General features: G+C 60.3%; 13 protein-coding genes. 12 read left to right on the plus strand and 1 reads right to left on the minus strand.

Features of this window, described 5'->3' with window-relative positions:
- Positions 1–5: 5 nt before the first annotated feature.
- On the minus strand, positions 6–500 hold the full coding sequence (locus tag ACQY1L_RS16600; RefSeq protein ID WP_430241856.1) for a hypothetical protein: 495 nt from the start codon (positions 498–500) through the stop codon (positions 6–8).
- 285 nt (positions 501–785) lie between these two features.
- On the opposite strand from ACQY1L_RS16600, the gene sdhC reads away from it, so the two are divergent.
- The 12 genes from sdhC to ACQY1L_RS16660 all read left to right on the plus strand — a co-directional run bounded on the left by sdhC (position 786) and on the right by ACQY1L_RS16660 (position 14420).
- Entirely contained in the window at positions 786–1178 is a 393-nt protein-coding gene (sdhC, locus tag ACQY1L_RS16605) for a succinate dehydrogenase, cytochrome b556 subunit (RefSeq protein ID WP_062462475.1), read from the plus strand.
- A gap of 12 nt (positions 1179–1190) precedes the next feature.
- Complete coding sequence (sdhD, locus tag ACQY1L_RS16610; RefSeq protein ID WP_062462477.1) at positions 1191–1571, plus strand: succinate dehydrogenase, hydrophobic membrane anchor protein; 381 nt, start codon at positions 1191–1193, stop codon at positions 1569–1571.
- Between the two features lie 6 nt (positions 1572–1577).
- Entirely contained in the window at positions 1578–3431 is a 1854-nt protein-coding gene (gene sdhA / locus ACQY1L_RS16615) for a succinate dehydrogenase flavoprotein subunit (protein ID WP_092659318.1), read from the plus strand.
- A 17-nt stretch (positions 3432–3448) separates the two neighbouring features.
- A complete protein-coding gene (locus ACQY1L_RS16620) occupies positions 3449–4228 on the plus strand; it encodes a succinate dehydrogenase iron-sulfur subunit (RefSeq protein WP_062462483.1) in 780 nt (259 codons plus the stop codon).
- 201 nt (positions 4229–4429) lie between these two features.
- Positions 4430–4969 (plus strand): protease inhibitor Inh/omp19 family protein, encoded by a 540-nt coding sequence (locus tag ACQY1L_RS16625; protein WP_062581681.1) that lies wholly within the window; start codon positions 4430–4432, stop codon positions 4967–4969.
- A gap of 21 nt (positions 4970–4990) precedes the next feature.
- Positions 4991–6154: a cell division protein ZapE gene (gene zapE / locus ACQY1L_RS16630; protein WP_430241860.1), complete on the plus strand. Its 1164-nt coding sequence runs from the start codon at positions 4991–4993 to the stop codon at positions 6152–6154.
- Positions 6155–6327: 173 nt separating this feature from the next.
- Positions 6328–7290, plus strand: a complete 963-nt coding sequence (mdh, locus tag ACQY1L_RS16635; protein ID WP_092659322.1) for a malate dehydrogenase — start codon at positions 6328–6330, stop codon at positions 7288–7290.
- Between the two features lie 34 nt (positions 7291–7324).
- Positions 7325–8518, plus strand: coding sequence for an ADP-forming succinate--CoA ligase subunit beta (gene sucC / locus ACQY1L_RS16640; RefSeq protein ID WP_430241862.1), 1194 nt, complete (start codon positions 7325–7327; stop codon positions 8516–8518).
- Positions 8519–8533: 15 nt separating this feature from the next.
- On the plus strand, positions 8534–9436 hold the full coding sequence (gene sucD / locus ACQY1L_RS16645) for a succinate--CoA ligase subunit alpha (RefSeq protein WP_174197137.1): 903 nt from the start codon (positions 8534–8536) through the stop codon (positions 9434–9436).
- A 243-nt stretch (positions 9437–9679) separates the two neighbouring features.
- The gene (locus tag ACQY1L_RS16650) at positions 9680–12679 is read left to right on the plus strand and encodes a 2-oxoglutarate dehydrogenase E1 component (RefSeq protein ID WP_062581691.1); all 3000 of its coding nucleotides are present in this window, start codon (positions 9680–9682) and stop codon (positions 12677–12679) included.
- A 61-nt stretch (positions 12680–12740) separates the two neighbouring features.
- Positions 12741–13991, plus strand: coding sequence for a 2-oxoglutarate dehydrogenase complex dihydrolipoyllysine-residue succinyltransferase (odhB, locus tag ACQY1L_RS16655; protein ID WP_430241864.1), 1251 nt, complete (start codon positions 12741–12743; stop codon positions 13989–13991).
- Between the two features lie 15 nt (positions 13992–14006).
- Positions 14007–14420, plus strand: coding sequence for an MAPEG family protein (locus ACQY1L_RS16660; RefSeq protein WP_062462506.1), 414 nt, complete (start codon positions 14007–14009; stop codon positions 14418–14420).
- The last annotated feature ends 31 nt before the right edge of the window (positions 14421–14451 follow it).

Genomic DNA, 14451 nt, shown 5'->3' on the forward strand with positions numbered 1-14451 from the left:
GACGACTATCGGCCGCCTCGAATGACGCAGACGCCGGCTTCAAACGAGCAGGATTTGTTCGAGGCCACCGCGTTGCCACCCATCTCCTGCGCCACATCGATCACCTTGGCTTTCGGGGCGAGTACCAGACTGCGGCCTTCCTGCTGCGGCCAGTAGATATCGTCGCGCACAAGATAGGTCCCATTGCCAGGGACCGAGTAGGCCTGGATCGAACCTGTATAGGTATCAATCCCGCGCGTGAAGGATGACGAGCCCCGATCAAAGCTACCCGATGCATAAGTACGGGTCATCCGGTTGATCTCGGCAGGACGGTTGCGTCGTCCGTCACCCTGGCGATCCCAGCGATTGTTTTCGACGAACTGGTGGCGATGGCCTCTGTCGTATCCACGGTCGGCATAGCCCTGATGATGATGCCTGCGATCTGCCGCGGAAGCGACTGATGCGAAGGCTGCAAGCACTGCTGCGGCGATGACAAGGGGCTTGATCCGGTGACTGATCATGACGAACTCCGCGACACACAGGTTAACGAAACATTAACATGGAGCGAAAGCGGGTTTCTGGCAAGAAACCAATTGTTCGGGTTTGCCAGATATCGTGCCGCGATCTGGCAAACCCGAGACCTTGAGAAAAACACAATCGATTAAATTCTCGATCGTTTAGAATTGTTCTTGTCGTTGGGGAATTCCAAGATTAAACCACGCGAATGATGCAATGCACATTTTCTCGGCAGCGTGCATTGCCAAGGGCTCCCGCTCTTTGACGCATTACGACGCCGCGAGGTTCTGATGGCGAATGTGACTAACAACCGGCCTCTGTCGCCGCATCTCTCAATCTACAAGCCAATCCCCACAATGGTCATGTCGATCGTTCACCGTATCACCGGTGGCGCTCTGTATTTCGGCACGATCCTTGTCGCGTGGTGGCTGATCGCTGCAGCAAGCGGCCCGGCTTACTACGACTGGGCCAACTGGGCGCTTGGCAGCATTCCCGGCAAGCTGGTTCTTCTCGGCTATACATGGGCGCTGATCCACCACATGCTCGGCGGCTTCCGCCACTTCATGTGGGACTTGGGCCGTGGCTTCGAGAAGGAATTTTCGACCAAGCTCGCCATCGCCAACATCATCGCATCGCTCTGTCTGACCGTGCTGGTCTGGGTGGTCGGCTTCATCGTTCGCTAAGGAACAGCTTCCATGGATATGCGCACCCCGCTCGGTAAGGTCCGCGGACTGGGCTCCGCCAAAGACGGCACCGAACATTTCTGGCGCCAGCGGATGACCGCCGTCGCCAACGTGCCGTTGATGACCTTTTTCGTGATCTTCATGATCATCTATGCCGGCAAGCCGTTTGCCGAAGTGGTCGAGGCGCTGTCGAACCCGTTCGTCGCTGTTGTCATGGGCCTTGTCGTGATCTCGGGCATCATCCACATGAAGCTCGGCATGCAGGTCATCATCGAGGACTACGTGCACAGCGAGTTCGCGAAGGTCCTGTTCGTCATGCTCAACACATTCTTCTCGATCCTGATCGCCGGGCTCTGTCTGTTCGCCGTTCTGAAGATCGCTTTCGTAGGATAATCCGTCATGGCATCCGTCACCCCCATCGCTTCAGGCGCCTCTCAGACCGGCAAGGCCTATACCTATGTCGACCATTCCTACGACGTGATCGTCGTGGGTGCCGGCGGTGCAGGATTGCGCGCCACGCTCGGCATGGCCGAACAGGGCTTCAAGACGGCCTGCATCACCAAGGTCTTCCCGACCCGTTCGCACACCGTCGCCGCACAGGGCGGCATTGCCGCCTCGCTGCAGAACATGACGCCCGATTCGTGGCAGTGGCACCTCTATGACACGGTCAAGGGTTCCGACTGGCTCGGCGATGTCGATGCCATGCAGTACATGGTCATGGAAGCGCCGAAGGCCGTCTACGAACTCGAGCACTACGGCGTGCCTTTCTCGCGTAACGAAGAAGGCAAGATCTACCAGCGCCCGTTCGGCGGCCACATGCAGAATTTCGGTGCCGGCCCGCCGGTGCAGCGCACCTGCGCCGCCGCCGACCGCACCGGCCACGCCATCCTGCACACGCTCTACGGCCAGTCGCTGAAGCACAACGCGGAATTCTTCATCGAGTATTTCGCGCTCGACCTGATAATGTCGGATGACGGTCGCTGCACCGGCGTCGTTGCCTGGAACCTCGACGATGGCACGATCCATCGCTTTACCGCCAAGATGGTGGTTCTCGCGACCGGCGGTTACGGCCGCGCCTATTTCTCGGCAACCTCTGCCCATACCTGCACCGGCGACGGCGGCGGCATGGTGGCGCGTGCCGGCATGCCTCTTCAGGACATGGAATTCGTCCAGTTCCACCCGACCGGCATCTATGGTTCGGGATGTCTCATCACCGAGGGTGCACGCGGCGAAGGCGGCTACCTCGTGAATTCCGAGGGTGAACGCTTCATGGAGCGCTATGCGCCCTCCGCGAAGGACCTTGCTTCGCGTGACGTGGTCTCGCGTTGCATGACGCTGGAAATCCGCGAAGGCCGCGGCGTCGGCAAGAACAAGGACCACATCTTCCTGCATCTCGACCATCTCGATCCGGCCGTCCTGCACGAACGTCTTCCCGGCATTTCCGAAAGCGCCAAGATCTTTGCGGGCGTCGACGTGACGCGAGAGCCGATCCCGGTTCTGCCGACCGTGCATTACAACATGGGCGGCATTCCCACCAATTACTGGGGCGAGGTGCTCAACGCAGACGCCAACAATCCGGAACGCATCCTGCCCGGCCTTATGGCCGTCGGTGAAGCGGGTTGCGCCTCGGTGCACGGTGCCAACCGTCTCGGCTCCAACTCGCTGATCGATCTCGTCGTGTTCGGCCGTGCTGCCGCCATCCGCGCCGGCCAGGTGATCGACCGCGAAGGACCGATCCCGGCACTGAACACGGCCGCCTGCGACAAGATCATGGACCGCTTCGACAGCCTTCGCCACGCCAGCGGCTCGACGCCGACGGCGATCCTGCGCGACAAGATGCAGCGCACCATGCAGGATGATGCCGCCGTGTTCCGCACACAGGAGTCGCTGGAATCCGGTTGCAAGCGCATGTCGGCAATCTGGGGCGAAATGCGCGACGTGAAGGTGACCGACCATTCGATGATCTGGAACTCGGATCTCGTCGAAACGCTCGAACTGCATAACCTGATGGCGAACGCGATCACCACGGTCTACGGTGCCGAAGCGCGCAAGGAGAGCCGCGGCTCTCATGCACGCGAGGACTATACGGACGGCGCGTTTTCCGGCCGCGACGATGTGACCTGGCGCAAGCACACGCTTGCCTGGGTCAACGACGCTGGCGACGTGAAGCTCGACTATCGCCCGGTCCACACGGACCTGATCGCCGACGGCATCGATCCTTACAAGATCGAGCCGAAAGCGCGCGTGTATTGATCTGAGGAAACTGGAACATGGTTGAACTCGCTCTGCCCAAGAATTCCCAGATGACCGAAGGCAAGGTCTGGCCGAAGCCGGATGGTGCCACGAACGTCCGGGAATACCGCGTCTACCGCTGGAGCCCGGATGACGGCCAGAACCCGCGCATCGATACGTTCTACATCGATATCGACGACTGCGGCCCGATGGTTCTCGATGGTCTTCTCTACATCAAGAACAATATCGACCCGACGCTGACACTGCGCCGTTCGTGCCGCGAAGGCATTTGCGGTTCCTGCGCCATGAACATCGACGGCACCAACACGCTTGCCTGCACCAAGGGCATGGACGACGTGAAGGGGACGGTCAAAGTCTATCCGCTGCCGCATATGCCCGTGGTCAAGGATCTGGTTCCGGATCTGACGAACTTCTACGCCCAGCACCGCTCCATCGAGCCCTGGCTGAAGACCGTCTCGCCGACACCTGCCAAGGAATGGAAGCAGAGCCACGACGACCGCCAGAAACTCGATGGCCTCTACGAGTGCATTCTCTGCGCCTGCTGCTCGGCATCCTGTCCCAGCTACTGGTGGAACGGCGACCGCTATCTCGGTCCAGCTGTTCTGCTGCAGGCCTATCGCTGGCTGATCGACTCCAGAGACGAAGCCAAGGGCGAACGCCTCGACAATCTCGAGGATCCGTTCCGGCTCTATCGCTGCCACACGATCATGAACTGTGCGCAGACCTGCCCGAAGGGTCTGAACCCTGCCAAGGCGATTGCCGAAATCAAGAAAATGATGGTCGAGCGCCGCGTCTAGTAAAACCTTACAGTATCCCGACCCTGCAGACGCACGGTCGGGATTTTTCGATTAAAACAGCTCGCGTAATCGTGACAGTTGTCGTGCCTTCGCCAAATAGCGCCGGTATGACTTGATTAACTAAGTCCTTTTACGGTAATTCCGTCTCAATTGAATGGATCAGTTCCATGCAGAGATGCGGCTGAAAGCAGGAGTTTTGTGATGCAGTTCAGATATGTGGCGACAGGCGTTGTTCTTGCGCTGGCTCTTGCCGGTTGCCAGCGGACGTCCAATACCTCCTCTTATGCTGATCTGCCAGCACAGCCCTCCCGGCCCGCGCCGCTTCAGGCACAGCCTGTTCAGGGTGTGCAGGGCGGCCAGCTTCCACCTCCGGGTGGTGCAGCCCAATATCCGACGGCGCCTCAGGGTGGCCAGCAGATGGCATCCGTCGATCCGAATGCTGCGGCACCTGCCAATGCTCTCGATATTACCAAGCAGCAGATGGTCGGCAACTGGCGCGTTGCCAATGGCGGCTCGTCCTGCGACATGTTCCTGACGCTCACCAATCTCGGCAGCGGATCGCGCGGCGGCACCCGTGGCTGCTCCGGCGAACTGACGACGATGGGTTCGTGGGAAGTGTCGGGCAAGATGGTTCAGTTCAAGAACCGCGCCGGCGACGTCATCGGCCGCGTCTACAAGAGCGGCGATACCCGTTTCGACGGCACCACCAATTCGGGCCAGCCTCTCGGTCTCAGCCGGTAAACGGTCTGCGGAGGCGGCAGGGTGGAGCCGATCCCGGACTACACATCGAGCGTCGGTGAAGAGCTGAAGGCACTGGCGGCGTCCGGGGTGCTGACGCCGGACACTGCGCAGATGCAGGTGGCCGCCAAGCTCGACCACATACTCAAATGCTTCAGAGACACGAAGCCAGCCAAGAAGACGAGTGCTCTCGGCTGGCTGTTTGCCCGCGGTGGCGGCAAGCCGCGGGAAATCCGCGGGCTTTATGTGCATGGCAGCGTCGGTCGCGGCAAGACCATGCTGATGGACATGTTCTTCAAGAAGGCATCCATCGCAAAAAAGCGGCGTCTGCACTTTCACGAATTCATGGCCGACGTGCATGGACGTATCCACGAGCACCGTCAAAAGCTGAAACGCGGCGAGACGAAACAGGCAGATCCGGTGCCGCCGATCGCTGCGGCCCTGTTCGCAGAAGCGGAGCTTCTCTGCTTCGACGAATTCTCGGTGACCGATATCACCGATGCGATGATCCTTGCACGTCTGTTCACGGAATTGTTCGGCCTTGGATGCGTTCTCGTCGCGACCTCGAACGTAGCCCCCGACGATCTCTACAGGGATGGCCTCAACCGTGGTCTGTTCACGCCGTTCATCGCGCTGCTCGGCCGCTACGTGGATGTCGTCACGCTGGACTCGCCAACCGACTACCGGATGCAGAAGCTGGCGAGCCTGCCCGTCTATGTGACGCCTCTCAGCCCCCAGGCGGATCTCGCGATCGAAAACACCTGGCATCAGGTGATCGACGGCGAGAAGGCGAGCCCTGTCGAGTTGCCGATGAAAGGTCGCACCATCAAGGTGCCGCTGGCGTCCGGCCGGGCTGCACGGTTCAGCTTCTCGGACTTGTGTGAACAACCGCTAGGCGCGTCGGACTATCTGGCGATCGCCGATCGCTTTGACGCTGTCTTCATTGAGCACGTCCCGCAGCTCGGACCCGAAAAGCGCAACGCAACCAAGCGCTTCATCAATCTCGTCGATGCGTTCTACGACCATTCGGTCAGACTCTACGTCTCCGCCGCGAGCGAACCGGATCAGCTTTTGTTGGAGAAGCGCGGCACCGAGGGGTTCGAGTTCGATCGAACAATCTCCCGTCTCTGGGAGATGCGGAGCGCCGATTACCTCGCTCTGCACAACGCAAAGCGTCAAGAAGCCTGACACTTTCATGACAGAAGTTCTTACGTTTACGTAAGGTAATTGATATCTAACCGATTGAAAAATATCACTCCGAAATAATCGATTGCGATTTTTCCGATATGGCGCTATCGGTGGCGCCGCACGTGAACCTGCTATGACTTGACGCAGGTAAAGTCTTGAGAGGAAGCTTTTCGATGGCGCGCAAGAAAATTGCACTTATTGGTTCGGGCATGATCGGTGGCACGCTGGCACATCTTGCCAGCCTGAAGGAGCTGGGCGACATCGTCCTCTTCGACATTGCCGACGGCATCCCGCAGGGCAAGGGCCTCGATATTGCCCAGTCCGGTCCCGTCGAAGGCTTCAACGCCAAGCTTTCCGGTGCCAGCGACTATTCCGCCATCGAAGGCGCTGATGTCTGCATCGTCACTGCCGGTGTTGCCCGCAAGCCCGGCATGAGCCGCGACGATCTGCTCGGCATCAACCTGAAGGTGATGGAACAGGTCGGCGCCGGCATCAAAAAATACGCCCCGAACGCTTTCGTCATCTGCATCACCAACCCGCTCGACGCGATGGTCTGGGCTCTGCAGAAGTTCTCCGGCCTGCCGAAGAACATGGTCGTCGGCATGGCTGGCGTGCTCGACTCGGCTCGCTTCCGCCTGTTCCTGTCGGAAGAGTTCAACGTTTCCGTCCAGGACGTCACGGCTTTCGTTCTCGGCGGCCACGGCGACACGATGGTGCCGCTCGCTCGCTACTCGACCGTCGGCGGCGTTCCGCTGACCGATCTCGTCAAGATGGGTTGGGTCACTGCCGAGCGTCTTGAAGAAATCATCCAGCGCACCCGTGACGGTGGCGCAGAAATCGTCGGCCTGCTGAAGACCGGTTCTGCCTATTACGCACCGGCCGCTTCGGCGATCGAAATGGCCGAATCCTTCCTCAAGGACAAGAAGCGCGTTCTGCCTGCTGCTGCTTACCTGTCCGGCCAGTACGGCGTGAAGGACATGTATGTCGGCGTTCCCACGATCATCGGTGCCGGCGGCATCGAGCGGATCATCGAAGTCGAATTCAACAAGGACGAAGAAGCTGCCTTCGCAAAGTCGGTCGGCGCTGTTTCGGCTCTCTGCGAAGCCTGCATCAATATCGCGCCTGCGCTGAAGTAATCGCCTTCGGGCGCACGGATTTAAGGATACGTCGATGAACATTCATGAATATCAGGCCAAGGCCCTCCTGAAGGGTTATGGCGCACCGGTTGCGGAAGGTGTTGCAATCTTCTCCGCAGAAGAAGCCGAAGCTGCTGCAAAGCAGCTGCCGGGTCCGCTTTACGTGGTCAAGAGCCAGATCCACGCAGGTGGCCGCGGCAAGGGCAAGTTCAAGGAACTCGGACCGGAAGCCAAGGGCGGCGTTCGCCTGGCTTTCTCGATCGATGAAGCCAAGAGCCATGCCAAGGAAATGTTCGGCAACACGCTGGTAACCGCGCAGACCGGTGATGCCGGCAAGCAGGTCAACCGCCTCTACATCGAAGACGGTGCCGACATTGCCCGCGAACTCTATTGCTCGCTGCTCGTCGACCGTTCGGTCGGTCGCGTTGCCTTCGTCGTTTCGACCGAAGGCGGTATGGACATCGAAGCTGTCGCTCACGACACGCCCGAGAAGATCCACACGATCGCGATCGATCCGGAAGCCGGCGTGACGGAAGCAGACATCGCTGCGATCTCTTCGGCGCTCGAACTTTCGGGTGCTGCCGCAGAAGACGCAAAGTCGCTGTTCCCGCTGCTCTACAAGGCCTTCAACGAGAAGGACATGGCGCTCCTCGAGATCAACCCGCTGATCGTCATGAAGGACGATCACCTGCGCGTTCTCGATGCCAAGATGTCCTTCGACGGCAACGCGATCTTCCGCCATGACGACGTCAAGGCGCTGCGCGACGAGTCGGAAGAAGACGCCAAGGAAATCGAAGCCTCCAAGTGGGACCTCGCTTACGTAGCGCTCGACGGCAACATCGGCTGCATGGTCAACGGCGCCGGTCTCGCCATGGCGACGATGGACATCATCAAGCTGTACGGCAAAGAGCCTGCAAACTTCTGCGACGTCGGCGGTGGCGCCGGCAAGGAGAAGGTCGCTGCAGCCTTCAAGATCATCACGGCTGACCCGAAGGTCGAGGGCATCCTCGTCAACATCTTCGGCGGCATCATGAAGTGCGACGTCATCGCCGAAGGCGTTGTCGCAGCGGTTCAGGAAGTCGGCCTTACGGTTCCGCTCGTCGTGCGCCTCGAAGGCACCAATGTCGAGCTGGGCAAGAAGATCCTCAACGAATCGGGTCTCGCGATCACGGCTGCTGACGATCTCGACGACGCTGCAAAGAAGATCGTCGCGGCGATCAAAGCCTAATCTGGGGACCTGATAATGTCTATTCTCGTTAACAAGAATACCAAGGTCCTGGTTCAGGGCCTGACCGGCAAGACCGGCACATTCCACACCGAACAGGCGCTTGCTTACTACGGCACGCAGATGGTCGGCGGTATCCATCCGAAGAAGGGTGGCGAAACCTGGACCGGTTCGAAGGGCGAAAGCCTGCCGATCTATGCGACTGTCGCCGAAGCCAAGGAAAAGACCGGCGCCGATGCGTCCGTGATCTACGTTCCGCCGGCAGGGGCTGCTGACGCGATCATCGAGGCGATCGAAGCCGAGATCCCGTTCATCACCTGCATCACCGAAGGCATTCCGGTCATGGACATGGTTCGCGTCAAGGCTCGCCTCGACCGTTCCAACTCGCGCCTGCTCGGCCCGAACTGCCCGGGCGTTCTGACGCCGGAAGAATGCAAGATCGGCATCATGCCGGGCTCGATCTTCCGCAAGGGTTCGGTCGGTATCGTGTCGCGCTCCGGCACGCTGACCTATGAAGCCGTGTTCCAGACGTCCAACGAAGGCCTCGGCCAGACGACGGCTGTCGGCATCGGCGGCGATCCGGTCAAGGGCACCGAGTTCATCGACATCCTGGAAATGTTCCTCGCAGACGAAGCCACGCAGTCGATCATCATGATCGGCGAAATCGGCGGCTCGGCTGAAGAAGAAGCGGCACAGTTCCTGATCGACGAAGCCAAGAAGGGCCGCAAGAAGCCGATGGCAGGCTTCATCGCCGGCCGGACCGCTCCGAAGGGCCGCACCATGGGCCATGCCGGCGCTGTCGTTTCCGGCGGCAAGGGCGATGCGGAATCCAAGATCGCTGCCATGGAAGCAGCGGGCATCAAGGTTTCGCCTTCGCCAGCACGTCTCGGCACGACGCTGGTTGAAGTCCTCAAGGGCTAACGCCACATAAAGGTCACCCATCGCCGATAGATAGACGGCGATGGACCAGACATCAAATGACCCGCGGGTTGCTGCATGCGACCTGCGGGTAAGTCGCTCAAGGGTAGGTCTACCCGAGGTAGGTCTACTAAAGAGCGGCGCCGCTCGCAGCGGTATCGAGCCATACGTCAGAGAATGCGGTTTCCGGTCAATTCATCCGGTGCCGATCAGGTCAGGAGGCGGGCGCGGCGCCCGCGGGAAGCAATGGCACGGCAAGAAGCCAACGAACAGTTCCTCATCACGTCTTTCCTCGATGGTGCGAACGCTGCCTATATCGAGCAGCTCTATGGGCGCTACGAAAGTGATCCAACGTCGCTTTCCGAGGAATGGCAGGCCTTCTTCAAGGCGCTGGCAGACAGCCCCGAAGATGTCAGGAAGGCCGCGCAGGGCGCCTCCTGGAAACGTTCGAACTGGCCGATCCCCGCCAATGGCGATCTGATCTCGGCACTCGACGGCAACTGGCCGATCGTCGAAAAGGCGATCGAGACCAAGGTCAAGGCGAAGGCGGAAGCATCCGCTGCAGTGACCGGCCAGCCGGTGCAGCAGACCGACGTTCTGCAGGCGACCCGCGACAGCGTTCGCGCCATCATGATGATCCGCGCCTACCGCATGCGCGGCCACCTTCATGCCAAGCTCGATCCGCTCGGGATCGCGAGCCCGGTCGACGATTACAACGAGCTGTCGCCGAAGTCCTACGGCTTCGAAGAGAGCGATTACGATCGCAAGATCTTCATCGACAACGTTCTCGGCCTTGAATACGCGTCCGTTCGCGAAATGATCGAGATCCTCGAGCGCACCTATTGCTCGACCATCGGCGTCGAATTCATGCACATGTCCAACCCCGAGGAAAAGGGCTGGATCCAGGAGCGTATCGAAGGTCCCGCCAAGGGCGTCACGTTCACGCCTGAAGGCAAGAAGGCAATCCTTTCGAAGCTGGTCGAAGCCGAAGGCTACGAGCAGTTCCTCGACGTGCGCTTCAAGGGCACCAAGCGTTTCGGCCTGGATGGCGGTGAATCGCTTATCCCGGCGCTGGAGCAGATCATCAAGCGCGGCGGTCAGGAAGGCCTCGAGGAAGTCATCCTCGGCATGGCCCACCGCGGTCGTCTGAACGTCTTGACCAACGTCCTCGGTAAGCCACATCGCGCCGTGTTCCACGAGTTCAAGGGCGGTTCGTTCAAGCCCGACGAAGTCGAGGGTTCGGGCGACGTGAAGTACCATCTGGGTGCCTCGTCGGACCGTGAATTTGACGGCAACAAGGTTCACCTGTCGCTGACCGCCAACCCGTCTCACCTGGAAATCGTTAACCCTGTCGTCATGGGCAAGGCTCGCGCCAAGCAGGACATGCTGACCAAGGTCTGGGACAAGGACAACATCATTCCGCTGTCCGAGCGCGCCAAGGTTCTGCCGCTGCTGCTGCACGGCGATGCGGCCTTTGCCGGCCAGGGCGTGACGGCTGAAATTCTCGGCCTGTCGGGTCTGCGCGGCCACCGCGTGGCCGGCACGATGCATGTCATCATCAACAACCAGATCGGCTTCACCACCAATCCTGGCTTCTCGCGTTCGTCGCCTTATCCGTCGGACGTTGCTAAGATGATCGAGGCGCCGATCTTCCACGTCAACGGTGACGATCCGGAAGCGGTCGTTTACGCGGCCAAGATCGCCATCGAATACCGGATGAAGTTCCACAAGCCGGTCGTGGTCGACATGTTCTGCTACCGCCGCTTCGGCCATAACGAAGGCGACGAGCCTGCGTTCACGCAGCCGAAGATGTACAAGGTCATCCGCGCGCACAAGGCCGTGGCGGAGATCTATGCCGAACGTCTGATCGGCGAAGGTGTCATCACCGAAGGCGAATTCGAGAAGATGAAGGCCGACTGGCGAGCCAATCTCGAAACCGAATTCGAGGCCGGCCAGAGCTACAAGCCCAACAAGGCCGACTGGCTTGACGGCCAGTGGTCCGGCCTGCGTTCCGCCGACAATGCCGACGAGCAGCGTCGTGGCAAGACCGCGATGCCGATCAAGGATCTGAGAGAGATCGGTCGCAAGCTTTCGACCATTCCGGAAGGTTTTAACGCCCACCGCACGATCAAGCGTTTCATGGATAACCGTGCGCAGATGATCGAGACCGGTGAGGGGATCGACTGGGCCATGGCGGAAGCGCTGGCGTTCGGTTCGCTGACCGTCGAAGGCACGAAGATCCGTCTTTCGGGTCAGGATTGCGAACGCGGCACGTTCTCCCAGCGTCACTCGGTTCTCTACGATCAGGAAACCGAAGAGCGCTACATCCCGCTTTCCAACCTGCAGGCTGGCCAGGGCAAGTACGAAGTCATCAACTCGATGCTGTCGGAAGAGGCAGTGCTCGGGTTCGAATATGGCTACTCGCTGGCGCGTCCAAACGCGCTGACGCTCTGGGAAGCCCAGTTCGGCGACTTCGCCAACGGTGCGCAGGTCGTGTTCGACCAGTTCATCTCATCGGGCGAACGCAAGTGGCTGCGCATGTCCGGCCTCGTCTGCCTTCTGCCGCATGGCTATGAAGGGCAGGGTCCGGAGCACTCCTCCGCCCGCCTGGAACGCTGGCTCCAGATGTGCGCCGAAGACAACATGCAGGTCGCAAACGTCACGACGCCATCAAACTACTTCCACATCCTGCGCCGTCAGGTGAAGCGCGACTTCCGCAAGCCGCTGATCCTGATGACGCCGAAGTCGCTGCTGCGCCACAAGCGCGCGACCTCGACGCTGGCGGAAATGGCGGGCGAAAGCTCGTTCCACCGTCTGCTGTGGGACGACGCGGAGATGATCAAGGACGGTCCGATTAAGCTGCAGAAGGATGCGAAGATCCGTCGCGTCGTGATGTGCTCGGGCAAGGTCTATTACGATCTGCTGGAAGAGCGCGAAAAGCGCGGCATCGACGACATCTACCTGCTGCGCATCGAACAGCTCTATCCGTTCCCGGCCAAGGCGCTCATCAACGAGCTCAGCCGCTTCCGCAATGCGGAAATGGTCTGGTGCCAGGAAGAGCCGAAGAACATGGGTTCGTGGTCGTTCATCGATCCGTATCTGGAATGGGTTCTGGCGCATATCGATGCCAAGTATCAGCGCGTCCGTTACACGGGCCGTCCGGCAGCAGCATCGCCTGCAACCGGCCTGATGTCCAAGCATCTGGCACAGCTGGAAGCCTTCCTCGAAGACGCTCTCGGCGGCTGATTTTTCAGCCGTCTCCACCAATTGCTCCGAAACGATATCTGACAAACACGGAAAATAGATCATGGCCACCGAAATCCGCGTCCCTACCCTCGGCGAGTCCGTCAGCGAGGCAACCGTCGGCACCTGGTTCAAGAAGGTCGGCGACACGGTCAAGGCCGATGAGCCGCTGGTCGAACTGGAAACCGACAAGGTTACCGTCGAAGTCCCAGCTCCAGCCTCCGGCGTTCTGACAGAGATCGTCGCCCAGAACGGCGAGACCGTCGGCCTCGACGCGCTGCTCGGCCAGATCTCGGCCGGCGGTGCAGGTGCCGGCACTGCCGCACCGGCTGCACAGCCGGCGGAAGCTGCTCCGGCGAAGGCTGCCGAACCCGCAGCTGCTGCCCCGGCACCTGCTGCAGCGCCTGCCGGCGGATCGTCCATGCCGCCAGCACCGGCTGCCGCCAAGGTTGCTGCCGACAACAACATCTCCACTTCGGATGTCGACGGTTCCGGCAAGCGCGGTCAGGTGCTGAAGGGCGATGTGATCGCTGCCATTTCCAAGGGCCCGGCGGCTCCTGCCGCACCGGCTTCGGTTCCGGCTGCTCCCCGCCCGGTCTCGTCGGCTGACGATGCATCGCGCGAAGAGCGCGTGAAGATGACGCGTCTGCGCCAGACGATCGCCAAGCGCCTCAAGGATGCGCAGAACACCGCCGCCATGCTCACCACCTATAACGAGGTGGACATGAAGGCTGTGATGGACCTTCGCAACCGATACAAGGACGTGTTCGAGAAGAAGCATGGCGTGAAGCTTGGCTTCATGGGCTTCTTCACCAAGGCGGTCACGCACGCGCTGAAGGAACTGCCGGCCGTTAACGCGGAGATCGATGGCACGGACCTTATCTACAAGAACTACTGCCACGTCGGCATGGCCGTCGGCACCGACAAGGGTCTCGTCGTTCCTGTCATCCGCGATGCCGACCAGCGCTCGATCGCTGGCGTCGAAAAGGAACTCGGTCGTCTCGCCAAGGCTGCCCGCGATGGTACGCTGTCGATGGCAGACATGCAGGGCGGTACGTTCACCATCACCAATGGTGGCGTTTACGGTTCGCTGATGTCGTCGCCGATCCTCAACGCGCCGCAGTCGGGCATTCTCGGCATGCACAAGATCCAGGAGCGTCCGGTTGCGATCGGCGGCCAGGTCGTGATCCGTCCGATGATGTATTTGGCACTGTCCTACGATCACCGCATCGTCGACGGCAAGGAAGCGGTCACCTTCCTCGTGCGCGTCAAGGAAAGCCTGGAAGATCCGGAACGTCTGGTTCTCGATCTGTAATTTGCGGAGAGCAAAATGGACGCCGCTTCAGCCAATGCGACTTACCTCCTGGTACTTCTGTGCCTGAGCGTCGTCCTGCTTCTCGTGCATATTCTGCTGCAGGGGAATTTCGCCACCAAGGATCGCGGCACGGCATGGAATGCCGGTCCGCGGGACGGCGACAACGAACCCAAGAGCGTGATGGCCGGTCGTGCGGCCCGCGCTTCGCGAAACTACCAGGAAACCTATCCTGCCTTTATCGGCCTTCTCCTGGCGATGATCCTCACGGGTGACTCGTCGGGCTTCGGGCTGTTCGGGGCTGCGGTCTGGCTGGTGGCGCGGATCGTCTACATTCCACTTTATCTCAAGGGCATTCCCTATGTCCGCTCGCTTGTATGGCTGGTCAGCCTCGTCGGCCTCGCGCTGATGATGATCGCACTGTTCGTGTGACCGCCTCCTGCTCAATCAAAAGGATAGTCTG

This window comes from Neorhizobium sp. DAR64862/K0K3, from assembly GCF_050500185.1.
Lineage (GTDB): Bacteria > Pseudomonadota > Alphaproteobacteria > Rhizobiales > Rhizobiaceae > Neorhizobium > Neorhizobium soli.

What these genes read in the sequence shown, in the direction of transcription:
- ACQY1L_RS16600 (WP_430241856.1), bottom strand. Translation starts at nt 500, where the DNA reads ATGATCAGTCACCGGATCAAGCCCCTTGTCATCGCCGCAGCAGTGCTT.
- sdhC (WP_062462475.1), top strand. Translation starts at nt 786, where the DNA reads ATGGCGAATGTGACTAACAACCGGCCTCTGTCGCCGCATCTCTCAATC.
- sdhD (WP_062462477.1), top strand. Translation starts at nt 1,191, where the DNA reads ATGGATATGCGCACCCCGCTCGGTAAGGTCCGCGGACTGGGCTCCGCC.
- sdhA (WP_092659318.1), top strand. Translation starts at nt 1,578, where the DNA reads ATGGCATCCGTCACCCCCATCGCTTCAGGCGCCTCTCAGACCGGCAAG.
- ACQY1L_RS16620 (WP_062462483.1), top strand. Translation starts at nt 3,449, where the DNA reads ATGGTTGAACTCGCTCTGCCCAAGAATTCCCAGATGACCGAAGGCAAG.
- ACQY1L_RS16625 (WP_062581681.1), top strand. Translation starts at nt 4,430, where the DNA reads ATGCAGTTCAGATATGTGGCGACAGGCGTTGTTCTTGCGCTGGCTCTT.
- mdh (WP_092659322.1), top strand. Translation starts at nt 6,328, where the DNA reads ATGGCGCGCAAGAAAATTGCACTTATTGGTTCGGGCATGATCGGTGGC.
- sucC (WP_430241862.1), top strand. Translation starts at nt 7,325, where the DNA reads ATGAACATTCATGAATATCAGGCCAAGGCCCTCCTGAAGGGTTATGGC.
- sucD (WP_174197137.1), top strand. Translation starts at nt 8,534, where the DNA reads ATGTCTATTCTCGTTAACAAGAATACCAAGGTCCTGGTTCAGGGCCTG.
- ACQY1L_RS16650 (WP_062581691.1), top strand. Translation starts at nt 9,680, where the DNA reads ATGGCACGGCAAGAAGCCAACGAACAGTTCCTCATCACGTCTTTCCTC.
- odhB (WP_430241864.1), top strand. Translation starts at nt 12,741, where the DNA reads ATGGCCACCGAAATCCGCGTCCCTACCCTCGGCGAGTCCGTCAGCGAG.
- ACQY1L_RS16660 (WP_062462506.1), top strand. Translation starts at nt 14,007, where the DNA reads ATGGACGCCGCTTCAGCCAATGCGACTTACCTCCTGGTACTTCTGTGC.